Source organism: Nostoc sp. FACHB-133 (assembly GCF_014698055.1).
In the GTDB taxonomy this organism is placed as follows: Bacteria; Cyanobacteriota; Cyanobacteriia; order Cyanobacteriales; family Nostocaceae; genus Nostoc.
Genome location: NZ_JACJSH010000016.1, coordinates 66,289 through 81,096, shown reverse-complemented (window position 1 = coordinate 81,096; position 14,808 = coordinate 66,289). Strand labels below are relative to the sequence as shown.

Below are 14,808 nucleotides of genomic sequence, written 5' to 3'. Positions count from 1 at the left end.
TCTACCAATAAAGGAAAAATTTTTCATAGTATTGCCGTATTCATAACTAGTGTTGAGTGTGAGGTTAGATAGTATTTGATGCAAACACCAGACAGGGTAAAAGTCAATCAAGTTGCAGAAGCGATCGCAGCCAGTCAACAATATTTACTTTCGATTCAAAATTCAGCAGGCTACTGGTGGGCAGAGTTAGAATCTAACGTCACCATCACTGCTGAAACCGTCCTTTTGCATAAGATTTGGGGAACAGACCAAACCAGACCTTTGCACAAAGTTGAAGCATATCTGCGTCAAGAGCAACGACAGCATGGCGGCTGGGAGCTTTATTACGGTGATGGCGGAGAACTTAGCACTTCAGTTGAAGCTTACATGGCGCTGAGACTGCTAGGTGTACCAGCAAGCGATCCGGCGATGATTCGGGCGAAAGCTTTTATTCTCCAACGGGGTGGTATCAGCAAAACTCGGATTTTTACCAAGTTGCACTTAGCCTTGATTGGCTGCTACAACTGGCGCGGTATTCCCTCGCTACCGCCTTGGATAATGTTGTTGCCCAAAGCTTTCCCCGTTAATATCTACGAAATGTCTAGCTGGGCACGTTCCAGTACTGTGCCGTTGCTGATTGTATGCGATCGCAAACCTGTTTTTATCACTGACCCAACTATCAACCTAGATGAGCTATACGCTGAAGGTGTTGATCAAGTCCGGTGGGAACTACCTCAAAGTGGCGATTGGACAGATTTATTCCTCACCCTCGATCAAGGATTCAAGTGGGCAGAAAGCCTGAATTTAGTCCCCTTCCGTGAAGAAGGTATCAAAGCGGCCGAAAAATGGATTTTAGAACGCCAAGAAGCTACAGGCGACTGGGGCGGAATTATTCCGGCGATGCTGAATTCAATGCTAGCTTTGCGCTGTCTGGATTATGACCATAGCGATCCGATTGTGGAAAGAGGTTTGCAAGCAATTGATAACTTTGTCATTGAAACAGAGAATAGCTATCGAGTCCAGCCCTGTATTTCACCGGTTTGGGATACAGCTTGGGCGATGCGTGCTTTAGTCGAATCTGGCTTTGCACCAGATCATCCCGCCGTGGTAAAGGCTGGAGAATGGTTGTTGCAAAAACAAATTTTAGATTACGGAGATTGGGCTGTAAAAAATCGCCAAGGAAAACCGGGGGCTTGGGCTTTTGAGTTTGACAATCGGTTTTATCCCGATGTAGACGACTCGGCGGTGGTGGTGATGGCTTTACATTTGGCGAAACTTCCCAACGAAAAAATCAAGCAGGCTGCGATCGCACGGGCGGTAAACTGGATTGCATCTATGCAATGTAAACCAGGTGGGTGGGCTGCCTTTGATTTGGATAACGATCAAGATTGGCTGAACTCCATCCCTTATGGCGACTTGAAAGCGATGATCGATCCAAACACCGCAGATGTTACGGCTAGAGTCGTAGAAATGCTTGGTGCTTGTGATTTGTCAATTGATAGTGATAATTTAGAGCGATCGCTAACTTATCTTTTGCGCGAACAAGAAACCGAAGGCTGTTGGTTTGGTCGTTGGGGTGTAAATTATATTTACGGAACCAGTGGCGTTTTGTCAGCCTTAGCGTTGATTGATCCTCAAAGACATAAAGTCAGTATAGAACGAGGAGCAGCTTGGTTAGTGGGATGTCAAAACCAAGATGGTGGTTGGGGTGAGACTTGCCGCAGCTATGATGACCCCAGTCTCAAAGGAAAAGGAAATAGTACTGCATCTCAAACCGCTTGGGCTTTAATTGGCCTCTTGGCAGCAGGTGAAGCAACTGGTAAATTCGCTCTTGAGGCTATTGAGCAAGGAATTGGCTATTTAGTTACAACTCAAAAATCTGATGGTACTTGGTTTGAGGCAGACTTTACAGGGACTGGATTCCCTTGCCATTTTTATCTCAAATATCACTTGTATCAACAATACTTTCCTTTAATCGCGTTAGGTCGCTATCAAGCGGTTCTGCAATAGTGGAAGGACGTAGGGGAGGCGAGTAATACTCAAAGCCTCTCTCTGCTTCGGCTACGGTGTACACACAAGTTTTTTAAAGTTGCTGCATAAGGGATTTCTACGAAATAAACCACAGAGACGCAGAGAACACAGAGTGAAGAGAAATAGACAGAATTTTTGCTATCGACTTTGGGATATTTTTTTATTTGGAAGTCCCTAATATGCTAATTTTTACAAGTTGATGTATTGGCATTGTGAGTTGATGCAATAGCATTGCAGATCGATGTATTGGCATTGCGAGTTGATGCAATGGTATTGGAAGTTGATGTATTGGCATTGCGAGTTGATGCAATGGCATTGCGAGTTGATGCAATGGTATTGCGAGTCGATGCAATGACATTGCAGGTTGACGGAAATAAACAACCCATTCTAAATCTCTGAAAATCCCACGCTGTATTCTATTTTTAATTTTGAATTCCGCCTTGCGCTAATAGTCTCTTTTAGAGTTTGCTAAGGACAAAAGCGGCAAGAAATCCAAGTACAGTTATCATTCCAGCAAAATCATGCGCTTGCTCGAAGGCTTCTGGAATCATGGTGTCTGTAAGCATTGCTAAAATAGCACCTGCGGCTACAGCAGTAGTTGCGGCGATGATTTCTGCTGAGAAGTGACTGAACAAAGCATAACCTAGAAGTGCTGCTATACCGGAGATGATGGCAATTCCTCCCCACACACCGAAAATGTAACCAGTTGAACGTCCTGCTTTTTTCATACCAGCAGCGCTGGAAAGTCCTTCTGGAACATTAGAGAGAAAAACAGCCGCTACTGTTACCCAACTGACAACTCCTCCCTCAATCATGCTGACACCAATTACAATCGATTCTGGAATACCATCGAGTAATGCGCCTATTGCGTAGACGCGAAGCGGCTTGTCGTTAGACATCGCTAGTCCACTTCCACCTTGAGCTTCTTCAGATGGTTGCTGTTCACCTGAACGCTTGCGGTGTTTAGCACCCTGATAAGCTAAAAACCAATTTGCTACGGTGTAGATGACTGCACCACTTACAAAACCAATAGCTGTTGAGTCAAAACCACCACGTTTGTAAGCTTCATCCATGAGTTCAAACGATAGCGCGGAAATTAGCACATCTGCACCAAAAGCCATCACTGCGGCGTAGACGCGTCAGCGGCTTGTCGCTAGACATCGCTCGTTGAGAAATTTTGGCATAGTAACCCACTGCGGAACCTAACAGCAGCGCTGAACCGCCAACTAAACCCCAAAAACCCGCTTGTAACCAGAGCGGAAACATCACATATCCTCACCCAGACATCCAAGAATAAAGACACCATAAGAATTAACTTACAGCTATTTTCAGGGCAATTCATGAATTGCACCTACCACGTGTAGTTTTGCGTAAGTTCTAGTAATTAAACCACACAGTAGGGGCACGGCAATGCTGTGCCCTTCCTTACCTCAAATGTGCTTCAAATACATAAAAACTGCTGTAAAAACAGAAGTTTTCCCAACTTTTAAACCTAAAGGTGAGCCTATGCCCCACCTTTGATTCTTAACTCAAAACTGTTACAGTACCCGCTTGAAAAAAGTCACTAAATCTTCAATGTTTGGTGTGTGAAGTAAATCTACTACTTCTGTAGCTTTTTCAGAAGGTATATAGTCATCTGGGACACCGATGATTGAAGTTCCCAAGTTTTGGGCTAATTGATACCAAAAACCTAATTTATCATCAGCGTTCATTGAAGCGTACTCTTCAGTAGGAATTGCTGTTTCTCCTACTTCATCTTTGTTTAGCAACTGGCGCAAAGCAAACAACTGTTCCGCCTGTGGCAGCTTTTGAATTTGTGCAACTAAATTTGCAGTGTTTTCATTTGGCACATTATTGAGACAGAGTGACGGAATTTCATCACAAATTTCAGTATAAAGTAAGGCTAAGACAGTCAAGCGATCGTCTGCATCCAAACGCTGAAATTTTGATACGCTTTGTTCTAAAAAGTTGACGTTTGTAGAAGTCATAAGCACCTCAAATTAATTAACTACTTAATTAACTCAAAATTTTTAAGTAAAAATTATAATTTTGCTTGGAACCAATTAGACTATGGCTTTACTAATTAACAGAACTAGGAAAGATTATTTAATTTTGGTAAGTCTATTCTGTCACTAACAAGTTTCGTCAAGCAAATAGCTACAAATTTAGGTATGCTCCGCTATTCTTGTTACTTAAAATTGTCGGAACTTTGTTAGCAATATGTCTCTTCTATTAGTCGGTGTTGTATCATAGTTTAAGTAATAAATAGCTTTTAAACCTGTTTAACAATCGCCTCTATTTAAACCTTTAAAAGCTGAGACATACAGCTTTCATCAATTAATATCTTTATCAGCTACAACAGCTAATGATCAATTAGTTACATCTTTGTGTTTATCATAGATGTAATTTGGTATAAGATGTAAAAAACTCATTAAATCTCCGGTGTAAAAAATTGAATTGTCTATCTTAATATCTGTATTAATCTTAAGCTTCTAATTTTAGATAAAAAACTATAAAAAGACAGACCTTAATATAAAAAAAGCATATTTAAACCAACCAAAAGACAGATTGATTCAAATATAATTACTTTTAATATATTGATTACAAAACAAAGGGCGTTAGGACTGTAGGGTGCAACTGACCTCATGAAATAAATGCTCACAGGGTAAGAGTTTTATTTTTACTCTGTGTTTATTTATTAACAAAAAATGAACCTGCCAATCATTAAAGTTTTAATTTATATTAAGTGACTGGCAGATATAGAAAACTTTAAGAAGAGAGGTATAGATAGATGCTTATACAGAACTTTGCAAGTAAATAAACTTGCTATAACAACCATCTTATCCTCATTTAGAGGCTAAATAGATAACCTCAAGCAGCCTAAAAAATTAAAAACCACTAAATTTCAGCACCTGCTTTTGCTTCAGCACCCATTGGCGACACATAATCACGGAAAAGAGTGATCTGTTGCTCAAAGCCTAATCCTTGAATTCTACCAAACAACGCTTTAGATTCTGAAGGTAGTTCATAATCAGAAGGTACAGGAATGATAGTGCCATTATCCATACCTTGAGATAATCGGTACCAAAAAAGTAACTTAGTGGTATCACCCAAAGAACCATATTCACGAGAAATTTGGGTATCTACTTTATTAATCAAGTCACGCTGAACTTGTAATTGTTGTTCGTGAGATAATTCCTTAACTTGATTAAACAAACCTTCTGCGATTTCTGGAGAAACAGTACTGGCCCCAGGAGCAGCTGGCGTAATTGAGCCACCCATTTCTTTGTAAATGAACCAAAACAAAGCCAGTTGTTGATCCACATCCAACTTTTGCCAAGCTTGAACATGTTCCCGAATAGTTGGATCGCTAGTTTGTGTGTATGTCATTATGAACTCCAATTGCAATTTATCAGTGCTATTAGTAAAGGTATCAAATATACATTTAACGTTTTACCCTACTGAAGACATAGGTATTAAAATCAGAAAGAAGAATAATTATAAACAAAACATAAATCGGGGAAAGTATAGTCTCACTTTAGAAATAAGAATTAAACTTAGATGCAAATGCAATATAAGAAGGAGTCAAGTCAGGGGTTTCAGCAAGGAAAGAATTTTTTCTTCTCCAAGATAGCGTAGCGTTAGCGAGTCTTGCCTACGGCACGCTCCGCGAACGAGCGTCTTAAAATCGGGGGTTTTAAACCTCGATTCTTTATCCGGTAGCACAGAATCGATTCTGGATTCTGGCTCCTGAATTCTGAATTCTTCTTCGATAAAACTCATATTTGATTTCTGAAAAAATTCAATTCAACTCAAATAAACTTCTTCCCTATTACCTCATAAGCAAATAATTATGTCTATGCCATGTTGCACGAACATAAATTAAAGCGGATTGCTATATCAAAAGCTAAAATAATGCTTGGGAAAGGCAAAGTAAAATATTGGCAATTTCAATACTGCCAAATTGAGAAATTTTCGAGATATATATTTCGATAGATAGATGATTAGTTTTGTTGTGACAGTGCTTAGAAAAGCACTGTCCAATTTAGCCACATTAAATTTGTGAATTCACAGTAGAAATATGGCTTCTGGTTTTATCAAGCTTATTCTCCCCGCTCTTGATAATCTTCAGAAGATTTTGGATCTAACTCCCAGCGATCGCCATCACGATCCTCTAAAATATCATTGGTATGCAGAAACTCAGAATCAGCCATTTCTAGCCCTACTGCCGCTTCTAGCTCCTCAGTTACATTTTTATCAGGAGTTGCAGTGCTACCACCAACAGCTTCATCCCCAACTGCATCTGCATCTTGCCAATAAGCATCAACATCCCCACCAGTGAGTTCAGGACTAGTTTCTGTATACTCACGTCTTTCTTCTCTGATTGAGCGCCCACCAATATTATATCCTGGCAACTCTTTCACACCAGTACCATAGGATTCGGTAATTTCCTGTGGCAAATCATTGGTTTGAATTTCGTCATTATGATTTTTTTCTGCCATGATACTAGCCTTTTTTCTGCATTCTCACAATAACGTTTTCCTGTCACGAAGTTATCTTACTAGAGATGTATAGCTTTAGAAATAAAACAATCTATCCCCTTAGTACGAAGCTAAACTAGCGATCGCACCATACCATTGAAATTATGAAATCATGGTCAAGCAACTTGTAGTTGAAGTTTTTAGCTATGAGTGAAAATTTGTCAAACCGAAATAATTCAGTAGCCCACTTTTCACTCATAACTATTTTTTTATTAATTAGGAAAAATCAGAATTTGCTCCATTTTAATTTTAGACTAATGCTTTTAACTACCTGAATGCTAAATAACAAAACATTCAAGAATTTTGGGAAGCGGAGGTAGACAGTGGAATACAACGAGTTCATTACACATGTACAAAGCCTTGCCCAATCAGATTCTCGTGAAGAAGCAGAACGTGCTACCCGTGCCACACTAGAAACTCTAAAAGAACGGATAGCAGGTGATGAAGCAGAAGAAATAGCTAAAAATTTGCCTGCACAACTAGGCAATTATTTGCGAGGCAGAGAAGGAGAAAGTGTTCAATCCTTTAACTTGCAGGAATTTATCGCTCGTGCAAGCCAAAAAGAAAACATCGAACCAACAACTGCTGCAATTCATGTTCGGGCTGTATTTGCTGTGTTGCAAAATGCTATTAGCCCAGAAAAATTTGCTGCACTTCATGCCTATTTCTCTCACGATTATGAAGAACTATTTGGTATTTCATCAACAGATGAAGTAACTGCATAATAGGCAATAAAAAAATCAAGTTCACAATTCAGGATTTTTAACTTTCCTCATTGATGAAAGTTAAATACTAGAAATAAACAGGTAATAACATCTATGACTGACCATAACAATCATTCCGGGAAGAAAAAAGTTGCCATCCTTATTGAACAGGCAGTAGAGGATGCAGAATTTACAGTTCCTTATAACGGACTAAAACAAGCTGGAATAGAGGTAGTAGTCCTTGGTTCCCGAATGAATGAAAAATATAAGGGTAAACGCGGCAAACTTAGCATTCAAGCTGATGGTACTACAACAGAAGCGATCGCAGCCCAATTCGATGCGGTGATAATTCCTGGTGGGATGGCTCCCGACAGAATGCGGCGCAACATCAACACAGTAGGCTTTGTCCAAGAAGCCATACAACAAGGAAAATTAGTTGCTGCTGTTTGTCATGGCCCACAACTTTTAATTGAAGGCGACTTACTCAAAGGTAAACAAGCCACTGGTTTTGTCGCTATTGCCAAGGATATGATTAACGCTGGCGCAAAATATCTAGATGAGCCGCTAGTAGTTGACGGCAATTTGATTACATCTCGTGAGCCTGGAGACTTACCAATTTTCACCACAGCTATATTAAGCCGTTTGGGTTATGGTGGCAAAGATGCTGCATTACCAAATGAGAAAGACACAAGTGCTGAATGGTGGAAGCTAGCTGATGCTTGGGGTGGCTCAACTAAAGGTGATATCACCAGAGGTTTAAATAATGCCCTTGCTGGTGAGCGTTATTCACTAGAAGCATTTGAGAAATACTTGGAAAAAGAATCAGATAGGGAAGTCAACTCAGTCTTTCAAGAAATAATTGCTAATAAACAGCGCCACATTCAAAAGCTAGAAACCTATATTCATCATTTGGGTGAAAAACCCTCTTTAGGAGCAAATATTGCTAATCAGTATGCCAAGGTAAAAACTGCCTTTACAGGAAGTGATGACATATATCAGTTACGTTCTGCTTTAGGTGATGTGCAAACTGGTATCGGCGATATTGGTAATTTGTCTGCAATGTTCACTGACCCAGTAGCAACTGCTATTTTCAAAGAAATTTACCACGATTTATTGAAATACGAACAGCGATTAGTAGAACTGTATCGGGCGCGGATAGGTACTCAGATTCAGCCTCCTAAGCCGACTACAGGCGCGGCAGTGTCAATGTAAGTTTTTTGAACTTAGACGGCTATCGCAGAGGCGCAAATAACACAGAGATAGAAACAAGAGGATATATGCGTCTCTATGGATAATTACTGTGATAGAGGTATAAAAAGTGACTTCAACATCAGGCGATAAATTAAGTACCAGCCAGACTGAAGCTAGTGAAGTAGAGCGTTGGGCATCTCTCATCGGTGGTGGTGCGATGGTGCTGATGGGTTTAAGGCAAGGTTCATTGCGGGGAGCGCTGACGGCTTTAGCAGGTGGCGGTTTGATTTATCAAGGTGCAACAAAGCAAAGCACAATCCAGCAAGCACAAGAAGCAATTGGTATCAACCAACCCATCAAAGTTGAAAAGACAGTAACGATCAACAAACCAGCAGATGAACTTTATCGTTATTGGCACAACTTTGAGAATCTGCCCACATTTATGAAGCATCTCAAATCTGTAAGGGTGGACAACGAAAAACGTTCTCATTGGATTGCCAATGCACCCTTGGGTAACAGTGTAGAATGGGATGCAGATATTCTCGAAGACCGGGAAAATGAGTTTATTTCTTGGGCTTCTGTGGAAGGTGCAGATGTTGATAATTCTGGTTTTGTTCGCTTCAAAAAAGCACCAGGCGATCGCGGCACGGAAGTTAAGGTTGTTTTGGAATATAATCCACCCGGTGGAGCATTGGGAGCTACCGTAGCTAAACTTTTTGGTGAAGAACCAGAACAACAAATTGGTGATGAATTGCGCCGCTTCAAGATGCTAATGGAAACAGGCGAAATCGCCACCACCGAAGGCCAACCTTCTGGACGCAAGTAGTTAGTTGTCATTTGTCATTTGCCTAAGCGAATCACTAATGATTAAGGACTATGAAAAGTCTGCTAGAACGGTGGTAATGATGTGGGGCTAGAGACGTGATTAGCACCTACATAATGGGAGGCGAAAAAGCGATCGCTTTCCCTAACGCCTGAAAATGATGGCGAAAAAGTTTGCCAACCAAAAAGTTAATACTGGCAAAGCGTTGAAAGAGATGACTGGTGGTCGTGATCTTAGAATAAACACCCTACGTCCATCATATTTTTCAACAAAAAAAGGATAACTACATCAAAGTTGTTCTTAAAGCTGAATGCTGAATAGTTATTCAGTCTTTTGAATTATCCACCTAACATAATGCAATTGAGGTTTTTTATGAGTCGAGTAATTTCAGCGCTACGAAATATTCGGATTTCCCAAATTTTTGTAGTTTTTCTGGTAGGATTTATGTTTCTATTGGGTCAGGCTTTTAGCTACGTTAATGTAGCACAAGCTGATACTGTTAAAACTCCAGAGGGTATTTATTACAAAGGAACACCCGATGAAGGTGAAATTAGAAATGATACCCAATCAAGAAACGATACCCAAATAAGAAACGCTCAAAATCCATTAAAAAGCGCTGCTGATAATATCCGGGAAAAGTTAAACTTGGATGAAGAAACACCTAGAGCTACAAAAGAGTTTTTTGATCCTGCAAAGAACCAAGCCGGAGATAAAGAAGGTTATTACCAAAATCCTGCTAGCAAACAACTAAGAGATAGAAGCTAGATTGGTGACAAATTTTGAGTCTAATTGTTTGACTCATATATTGCCGATTAAGCTTTGACTATTTACCGAGGCGCGATCATTATCGCGTCTCCCAATAGGTTAATTCGAGTATTTTTATCTTGATATTAACGAGACAGAAATCATCATTAAGGACTAAATAATTATGAAGGCAGTTTGCTGGCATGGAGTAAACGATGTGCGGGTGGAAACAGTTCCCGACCCCAAAATTCTCAACCCACGCGATGCCATTATTAAAATTACATCTACGGCAATTTGTGGTTCTGATTTGCATCTTTACAACGGCTACATCCCCACAATGGAAAAGGGCGATATCCTTGGTCATGAATTCATGGGGGAAGTTGTAGAACTTGGAAGTGCAGTTAAAAATGTGAACATAGGCGATCGCGTGGTTGTTCCTTTCACTATCTCCTGCGGTAACTGCTTTTTTTGCAATCGAGATTTATCGTCACTATGCGACAACTCTAACCCCAACGCTTGGATGGTAGAAAAGCAAATGGGGCATTCACCATCAGGTCTATTTGGCTACTCTCATTTATTCGGCGGTTATGCAGGTGGTCAAGCAGAGTATGCACGAGTGCCATTTGCAGACGTGGGTTTGTTTAAAATTCCTGATGGTTTGACGGATGAGCAAGTGCTATTTTTAACAGATATATTCCCTACTGGGTATATGGCTGCTGAGAACTGCAACATTCAACCCGGTGATATTGTCGCTGTTTGGGGTTGTGGCCCAGTCGGACAATTTGCTATTCAAAGTGCATATCTTCTTGGTGCAGAACGTGTGATTGCCATTGACCGCGTTCCCGAACGCCTACAAATGGCTAAAGAATACGGTAAAGCTGAAATCCTTAACTACGAAGAAGTGGATGTTGGCGAAGCACTCAATGAAATGACTGGGGGTCGTGGCCCTGATGCTTGCATTGATGCAGTGGGAATGGAAGCACACGGTACAGATTTCATGGCGTTATACGACCAAGTAAAGCAAGCAGTACGTCTAGAAACAGACCGTCCAACGGCATTACGGCAAGTAATTGTGTCTTGTCGTAAGGGTGGTCATGTATCAATTCCAGGGGTTTATGGTGGCTTTGTAGATAAAGTGCCGTTGGGTGCTGCGATGAATAAGGGTCTAACTTTAAAAATGGGACAAACCCATGTCCATAAGTATTTACGACCCTTGCTAGAACACGTTCAAAATGGTGAAATCGATCCAACCTTTGTCATCACCCACCGATTACCTCTAGAACAAGCGCCCCACGGCTACGAAATTTTTAAAGACAAGAAAGATAACTGCATCAAAGTTGTACTCAAACCTTAGTAAGGAATGGGGAATTGGGAATTGGGAATGGGGAATTGGGAATGGAAACAAGGAAAATAACCATGCCCAATGCCCAAAGTTAAAAGTATAAAGAGGCAAAAAATATGTCTGATACAACCGTTATCAAAGTAGACTCTAGTCATTCGCCTAAAGGTCAACTTGGTCAGAAATATCTTGCATCTGGCAAAAGCATTTCTATGCGCCTGTGGGAGAATGAGCAACCGAACGAACCTAAAGAGCCAACAGCACGGGAATATGAAACTGTTGGTTATGTAATCACTGGCCGTGCAGAATTGCATATTGAAGGGCAAACAATTTTACTAGAGCCTGGAAGTTCTTGGGTTGTACCCAAAGGAGCCAGCCATACTTACAAAATCCTAGAAGCATTTACTGCTGTTGAGGCAACCAGTCCACCCGCTCAAGTTCACGGGCGAGACGAAAACTGATTTGCAGTTATCTGAAGTTTTGCGTTAGCGAAGCTCACCGTTCGCGTAGCGTCTCGTAGAGAAGGTATCGCTAAAAACTTATAGCTGCTTTCGATTGCATAGAATATGGCGTTGCTGATTCCATGTATGAAAATGATTTTGCATAATACCAAAATCCTTGTAGAGACGTAGCAGTGCTACGTCTCTACATCCAGATTCATACTTTAATTCAGCAACGCCCAAAATTTCAATAACTTGCAAGTATTACCCGAAATCTTACGCGGCGTGAAGGTTGCCGATCTGGTTGTAGTCTTGGCTAGTATCGATATTATCATGGGATCAGTAGAACAGTAGTATAGCAAATGCGTAGGCGTAGCCAGCCGTAGATATCGCTAAATCAACAAATGCGAACGCCGAAGTAACAAATGCATTCACCAAAGTAACAAATGCGATCGCCAAAGTAACAAATGCGGTCGCCGAATTAACAAATGCGATCGCCGAATTAACAAATGCGATCGCCGAATTAACAAATGCGATCGCCAAAGTAGCAAATGCGATTGCCAAAGTAACAAATGCGATCGCCGAAGTAACAAATGCGATCGCCAAATTAACAAATGCGGTCGCCAAAGTAGCAAATGCGATCGCCTTTGACAATTTCTCAATAAACCTAATACCCTGCGGAATATATGCTGTAATCAATCACCAGCATTTCCTATTGCATTAATCGCAGCTTCTAGCGCGATCGCTACATGAGTCCAATGAGTTCCCCCCTGGCAATAAACCACATAAGGTTCACGCAAAGGCCCATCTGCTGATAACTCCAAAGTACTTCCTTCAATAAATGTCCCCCCAGCCATCACTACCTTGCTCTCATACCCCGGCATTTCATCTGGAATAGGATCTAAGTAAGAACCGATGGGAGAATGCTGTTGTATCGCTTTACAGAAAGCAATTAGCTTTTCGGCAGAACCAAGTTTAATCGCCTGAATCACATCACCACGAGGAGCGAGGGGTGCAGGATTCACCGGATAACCGAGTTTATCAAATACATAACCAGTTAAGTACGTCCCTTTCATCGCCTCTCCGACCATTTGCGGCGCTAGAAATAAGCCTTGGAACAGCAAGCGATTTTGGTCAAAAGTAGCACCGCCATAACTACCGATACCGGGAGCAGTGAGGCGACAGGCGGATGCTTCCACTAAATCGGCGCGACCGGCGACATAACCGCCAGCGCTGACAATTGTGCCACCAGGATTTTTAATCAGTGACCCCGCCATTAAATCAGCACCTACGGCTGTAGGTTCCTTTGTTTCAATAAATTCGCCGTAGCAGTTATCCACAAAGCAAACAGTATTTGGATTCTGTTGTTTGACTAAGTGGACAATTTTTTCAATATCGGCAATTGATAAACTAGGTCGCCAAGAATAGCCACATGAGCGCTGAATTAACACTAAACGAGTGTTTTCAGTCACATTACTACTTAAAGCTTGCCAATCAATAGTTCCTTCTGGGGTTAGCTCCAATTGGCGGTAATTTATGCCAAACTCGATAAGGGAGCCTTGACCTTTACCTCGTAAACCAATGACTTCTTCAAGCGTATCGTAGGGAGAACCGACCACTGCTAACATTTCATCTCCGGGACGGAGAACACCAAACAAAGCACAGGCGATCGCATGAGTTCCCGAAACGAACTGCACCCGCACGGCCGCAGCTTCAGCACCCATAACTTCGGCAAAAACTTTATCTAAAGTTTCTCGTCCTAAATCATCGTGACCATAACCACTTACACCAGCAAAGTGGTGTGCGCCCACACGGTGATTACGAAAAGCATCCAGCACTCGTTTTAGATTATGCTTGACCTGAGTGTCAATTCCAGAAAAAATTTCTAATAGTGCCTGTTCTGCTTGCCGCAGCTGTTCTAAGCTGTTCATCAGTTCCTCGTTCAAAAAAAATTAAATTATAGATATGCGGATTTTAAGATCGCACATACTAGGCGGGAAAATTCAAATTCAGGTTATCGCATGACAATTGCTACCTCAACCAAACCTAAAATTAACTGGGTTAATACCCTGTTTTTCATTGGACTGCACATCGGCGCTTTATTTGCTTTTGTTCCTGGTAACTTTAGCTGGACAGCAGTTGGTGTGGGTTTCTTGCTGTACTGGGTGACTGGCGGTTTAGGCGTTACTCTAGGATTTCACCGCCTTGTTACCCACCGCAGTTTTCAAACTCCCAAGTGGCTAGAGTATCTCCTGGTTTTTTTCGGGACACTCTCCTGTCAAGGAGGCCCAATTGAGTGGATCGGGACACATCGAATTCATCATTTAAACTCTGATACTGACACCGATCCCCATGATTCTAATAAAGGCTTCTGGTGGAGCCACATGGGTTGGCTGACTCATTATTGTCCAGCTCACGCTGATGTTCCTCGCTTCACCAAAGATATTGCAGAAGACCCAGTTTATCAGTTTTTAGAAAAATATTTCATTTTGATTCAGGTTGCTCTAGGTGTATTACTTTTGCTCCTAGGTGGCTGGCCTTTCGTTATCTGGGGAATTTTTGTTCGCATTGTCTGGGTTTATCACTGCACTTGGTTGGTGAACAGCGCTACTCATAAGTTTGGCTATCAGAGCTATGATTCTGGTGATAAATCGACTAATTGCTGGTGGGTAGCCGTACTAGTTTTCGGTGAAGGCTGGCATAATAACCATCATGCTTTTCAATACTCAGCTCGTCATGGGCTGGAATGGTGGGAAATCGATTTAACCTGGATGACTGTTCAATTGCTACAGGCGGTTGGTCTGGCTACTAATGTAAAGTTGGCCCCAGCAAAAAGTAGTTAGGAGTAGAGACGCGATTAATCGCGTCTCTACAGGAGTTAGGAATTACGTTCAATGTGAATCAGGCTTGAGAATTTTTATTTTGCCGTCGATTTCTCAAACCCCGATTTTGGGTAGACACAGAAATCCTTATGGCACAAGAAGTATTTCTAATTCACATTCGGCGTGAGTTGAGA

General features: G+C 41.4%; 19 protein-coding genes and 1 pseudogene. 11 read left to right on the top strand and 9 right to left on the bottom strand.

Annotation, left to right across the window (positions count from 1 at the left end):
• Nucleotides 1–78: 78 nt before the first annotated feature.
• Nucleotides 79–1,989: a squalene--hopene cyclase gene (shc, locus tag H6G86_RS15015; RefSeq protein WP_190934996.1), complete on the top strand. Its 1,911-nt coding sequence runs from the start codon at nt 79–81 to the stop codon at nt 1,987–1,989.
• A gap of 252 nt (nt 1,990–2,241) precedes the next feature.
• Complete coding sequence (locus H6G86_RS15010) at nt 2,242–2,409, top strand: hypothetical protein (protein ID WP_190934995.1); 168 nt, start codon at nt 2,242–2,244, stop codon at nt 2,407–2,409.
• Between the two features lie 59 nt (nt 2,410–2,468).
• Here H6G86_RS15010 and H6G86_RS15005 read toward each other — a convergent pair whose 3' ends face one another.
• From H6G86_RS15005 to H6G86_RS39550, 7 genes are all read right to left on the bottom strand, one after another.
• A complete protein-coding gene (locus H6G86_RS15005; protein ID WP_199338282.1) occupies nt 2,469–3,131 on the bottom strand; it encodes a ZIP family metal transporter in 663 nt (220 codons plus the stop codon).
• Entirely contained in the window at nt 3,088–3,276 is a 189-nt protein-coding gene (locus H6G86_RS38185) for a hypothetical protein (RefSeq protein ID WP_199338281.1), read from the bottom strand. Before H6G86_RS38185 ends, H6G86_RS15005 begins: the two co-directional genes overlap by 44 nt.
• Before the next feature lie 272 nt (nt 3,277–3,548).
• Nucleotides 3,549–3,998: an orange carotenoid protein N-terminal domain-containing protein gene (locus H6G86_RS15000; protein WP_163939222.1), complete on the bottom strand. Its 450-nt coding sequence runs from the start codon at nt 3,996–3,998 to the stop codon at nt 3,549–3,551.
• A gap of 910 nt (nt 3,999–4,908) precedes the next feature.
• Nucleotides 4,909–5,400 (bottom strand): orange carotenoid protein N-terminal domain-containing protein, encoded by a 492-nt coding sequence (locus tag H6G86_RS14995; RefSeq protein WP_190934994.1) that lies wholly within the window; start codon nt 5,398–5,400, stop codon nt 4,909–4,911.
• A gap of 195 nt (nt 5,401–5,595) precedes the next feature.
• Nucleotides 5,596–5,793 (bottom strand): hypothetical protein, encoded by a 198-nt coding sequence (locus H6G86_RS14990; RefSeq protein ID WP_190934993.1) that lies wholly within the window; start codon nt 5,791–5,793, stop codon nt 5,596–5,598.
• A gap of 320 nt (nt 5,794–6,113) precedes the next feature.
• Nucleotides 6,114–6,512 (bottom strand): DUF6335 family protein, encoded by a 399-nt coding sequence (locus H6G86_RS14985; RefSeq protein WP_163927511.1) that lies wholly within the window; start codon nt 6,510–6,512, stop codon nt 6,114–6,116.
• A 115-nt stretch (nt 6,513–6,627) separates the two neighbouring features.
• Entirely contained in the window at nt 6,628–6,750 is a 123-nt protein-coding gene (locus tag H6G86_RS39550; protein WP_277883605.1) for a hypothetical protein, read from the bottom strand.
• Between the two features lie 124 nt (nt 6,751–6,874).
• Here H6G86_RS39550 and H6G86_RS14980 point away from each other — a divergent pair, with 124 nt between their 5' ends.
• From H6G86_RS14980 to H6G86_RS39985, 8 genes and pseudogenes are all read left to right on the top strand, one after another.
• A complete protein-coding gene (locus H6G86_RS14980) occupies nt 6,875–7,276 on the top strand; it encodes a DUF2267 domain-containing protein (RefSeq protein WP_190934992.1) in 402 nt (133 codons plus the stop codon).
• A gap of 93 nt (nt 7,277–7,369) precedes the next feature.
• Nucleotides 7,370–8,467 carry a DJ-1/PfpI/YhbO family deglycase/protease gene (locus H6G86_RS14975; RefSeq protein WP_190934991.1) on the top strand — a complete coding sequence of 366 codons (1,098 nt, stop codon included), beginning with the start codon at nt 7,370–7,372 and terminating at the stop codon, nt 8,465–8,467.
• Between the two features lie 106 nt (nt 8,468–8,573).
• Nucleotides 8,574–9,272, top strand: coding sequence for an SRPBCC family protein (locus H6G86_RS14970; protein ID WP_190934990.1), 699 nt, complete (start codon nt 8,574–8,576; stop codon nt 9,270–9,272).
• A gap of 154 nt (nt 9,273–9,426) precedes the next feature.
• Nucleotides 9,427–9,552 (top strand): hypothetical protein, encoded by a 126-nt coding sequence (locus tag H6G86_RS39545; protein WP_277883604.1) that lies wholly within the window; start codon nt 9,427–9,429, stop codon nt 9,550–9,552.
• Between the two features lie 89 nt (nt 9,553–9,641).
• Nucleotides 9,642–10,034, top strand: a complete 393-nt coding sequence (locus H6G86_RS14965) for a hypothetical protein (RefSeq protein WP_114084319.1) — start codon at nt 9,642–9,644, stop codon at nt 10,032–10,034.
• Nucleotides 10,035–10,197: 163 nt separating this feature from the next.
• Nucleotides 10,198–11,367, top strand: a complete 1,170-nt coding sequence (locus tag H6G86_RS14960) for a zinc-dependent alcohol dehydrogenase (protein WP_114084320.1) — start codon at nt 10,198–10,200, stop codon at nt 11,365–11,367.
• A 104-nt stretch (nt 11,368–11,471) separates the two neighbouring features.
• Nucleotides 11,472–11,813, top strand: coding sequence for a cupin domain-containing protein (locus H6G86_RS14955; protein WP_114084321.1), 342 nt, complete (start codon nt 11,472–11,474; stop codon nt 11,811–11,813).
• 222 nt (nt 11,814–12,035) lie between these two features.
• Nucleotides 12,036–12,146: pseudogene (locus H6G86_RS39985) on the top strand (NADH-quinone oxidoreductase subunit D-related protein); the annotation flags it as partial.
• On the opposite strand, the gene H6G86_RS14945 reads toward H6G86_RS39985, so the two are convergent.
• Both H6G86_RS14945 and H6G86_RS14940 read right to left on the bottom strand, forming a co-directional pair.
• Complete coding sequence (locus H6G86_RS14945) at nt 12,132–12,491, bottom strand: hypothetical protein (protein ID WP_190934988.1); 360 nt, start codon at nt 12,489–12,491, stop codon at nt 12,132–12,134. The pseudogene H6G86_RS39985 and the gene H6G86_RS14945 sit on opposite strands and share 15 nt — an antisense overlap.
• Nucleotides 12,488–13,723 carry a methionine gamma-lyase family protein gene (locus H6G86_RS14940; RefSeq protein ID WP_190934987.1) on the bottom strand — a complete coding sequence of 412 codons (1,236 nt, stop codon included), beginning with the start codon at nt 13,721–13,723 and terminating at the stop codon, nt 12,488–12,490. The genes H6G86_RS14945 and H6G86_RS14940 overlap by 4 nt, the downstream gene beginning before the upstream one ends.
• A 90-nt stretch (nt 13,724–13,813) precedes the next feature.
• Here H6G86_RS14940 and H6G86_RS14935 point away from each other — a divergent pair, with 90 nt between their 5' ends.
• Complete coding sequence (locus H6G86_RS14935) at nt 13,814–14,635, top strand: acyl-CoA desaturase (RefSeq protein WP_114084324.1); 822 nt, start codon at nt 13,814–13,816, stop codon at nt 14,633–14,635.
• Nucleotides 14,636–14,808 lie beyond the last annotated feature (173 nt).

Excerpts from the sequence above, each read along its gene's own strand:
- shc (WP_190934996.1), top strand. The coding sequence starts at position 79 with ATGCAAACACCAGACAGGGTAAAAGTCAATCAAGTTGCAGAAGCGATC.
- H6G86_RS15005 (WP_199338282.1), bottom strand. The coding sequence starts at position 3,131 with ATGGCTTTTGGTGCAGATGTGCTAATTTCCGCGCTATCGTTTGAACTC.
- H6G86_RS38185 (WP_199338281.1), bottom strand. The coding sequence starts at position 3,276 with ATGTTTCCGCTCTGGTTACAAGCGGGTTTTTGGGGTTTAGTTGGCGGT.
- H6G86_RS15000 (WP_163939222.1), bottom strand. The coding sequence starts at position 3,998 with ATGACTTCTACAAACGTCAACTTTTTAGAACAAAGCGTATCAAAATTT.
- H6G86_RS14995 (WP_190934994.1), bottom strand. The coding sequence starts at position 5,400 with ATGACATACACACAAACTAGCGATCCAACTATTCGGGAACATGTTCAA.
- H6G86_RS14990 (WP_190934993.1), bottom strand. The coding sequence starts at position 5,793 with ATGAGTTTTATCGAAGAAGAATTCAGAATTCAGGAGCCAGAATCCAGA.
- H6G86_RS14985 (WP_163927511.1), bottom strand. The coding sequence starts at position 6,512 with ATGGCAGAAAAAAATCATAATGACGAAATTCAAACCAATGATTTGCCA.
- H6G86_RS39550 (WP_277883605.1), bottom strand. The coding sequence starts at position 6,750 with ATGAGTGAAAAGTGGGCTACTGAATTATTTCGGTTTGACAAATTTTCA.
- H6G86_RS14975 (WP_190934991.1), top strand. The coding sequence starts at position 7,370 with ATGACTGACCATAACAATCATTCCGGGAAGAAAAAAGTTGCCATCCTT.
- H6G86_RS39545 (WP_277883604.1), top strand. The coding sequence starts at position 9,427 with ATGATGGCGAAAAAGTTTGCCAACCAAAAAGTTAATACTGGCAAAGCG.
- H6G86_RS14965 (WP_114084319.1), top strand. The coding sequence starts at position 9,642 with ATGAGTCGAGTAATTTCAGCGCTACGAAATATTCGGATTTCCCAAATT.
- H6G86_RS14960 (WP_114084320.1), top strand. The coding sequence starts at position 10,198 with ATGAAGGCAGTTTGCTGGCATGGAGTAAACGATGTGCGGGTGGAAACA.
- H6G86_RS14955 (WP_114084321.1), top strand. The coding sequence starts at position 11,472 with ATGTCTGATACAACCGTTATCAAAGTAGACTCTAGTCATTCGCCTAAA.
- H6G86_RS14940 (WP_190934987.1), bottom strand. The coding sequence starts at position 13,723 with ATGAACAGCTTAGAACAGCTGCGGCAAGCAGAACAGGCACTATTAGAA.
- H6G86_RS14935 (WP_114084324.1), top strand. The coding sequence starts at position 13,814 with ATGACAATTGCTACCTCAACCAAACCTAAAATTAACTGGGTTAATACC.